Origin of the sequence: Romboutsia sp. 13368 (assembly GCF_018336475.1) — a bacterium.
Taxonomy (GTDB): Bacteria; Bacillota; Clostridia; order Peptostreptococcales; family Peptostreptococcaceae; genus Romboutsia.
The window spans coordinates 301,689-302,753 of record NZ_CP048741.1 but is presented as its reverse complement, the minus strand read 5'-3'; the positions used below and the strand labels follow the sequence as shown (position 1 = coordinate 302,753).

The window sequence follows — 1,065 nt, the reverse complement described above, 5'->3', positions numbered from 1 at the left end:
TTTGTGATATTATCTCATTTTTTTCACTTATTTTATTAATTTTTCTATAATCTTTCTTGTCAAGTTTACTTAGTCCATCTATTGTTTCATCTAAGAAAATCATGCTCTCTAGTAATTGTAAATTAACTAAATCATTTACTCCTTTTTGTTCACAATAATTTAAAAGTTCCTCCATATCATAATTTCTTCTTTTAAGTTCCTTATCTTTCTTAGGATTAAACTTTAAAGTATCTTTTGCTAAACCTACTATTTCTTCTAATATATCTAAAATTTCTAAATCTATAGATTTACTACCTTCACTATATAATATTGAATTTATATTTTCTAAAGCTACAGACATATCTAATTTAATTTTAGCCTCTTCACTTAGATAATAATTATCTTCTCTTTTATCATATACAATAGTCCTAAATTCATCTATAGATGCATTTATATTATTATTTGAATTATCCTCTGATGATTTTTCCTTTATGGATTTTACTTTATTTACTATAGAATCACATACTCCAACTAATATCTTATTCCCTGACGTAGTTAATTTATTTCTATTTACAAGTAGTTGAGATAACATTATTATTAATGCTCCACATATTAAAGCTAAAAATCTAATATATAGTTTATCTTCAGCTACAGGTGTACTTARTAAATATAAATATTGCATACAGAATGGGAAGTATAGTGCTTCTCTTAAGTTATATGTGAACATATAGCTAAATAAGAATACTACTATAAAGTTTACTGGTATAGATAACCACATATTTTGAAGAGCAAGATATGCACCTATTCCGATTAATAAGTTTATTGCTATTAATTTAAATGTATTTTTTAAAGGCTCTGCTGTAAAATTTCTTGATAAAAGCATAAATAGTGCTACCATTGTAGTAACGCCTATTACCTTATTCTCTGCACCAAATACAGCCTTGAATGCTAAAACAAATGCTAGTACAAAAACAAATATTACTGTATTTGTTATAATTTTTTTCTTGTTCAAATTCAAATTGTCTCAACCTCTTTATTGAGTTTTTACTTAGTTTTTATATATTTCAAAGTTAAATACATAGCTTG

At 24.6% G+C, this 1,065-nt stretch carries 1 protein-coding gene; it reads right to left on the bottom strand.

From position 1 onward, the window contains the following. A partial coding sequence (locus tag G3997_RS01205) for a hypothetical protein (RefSeq protein ID WP_330616153.1) occupies nt 1-997 on the bottom strand: 997 nt, incomplete at its 3' end. Nucleotides 998-1,065: the final 68 nt, after the last annotated feature.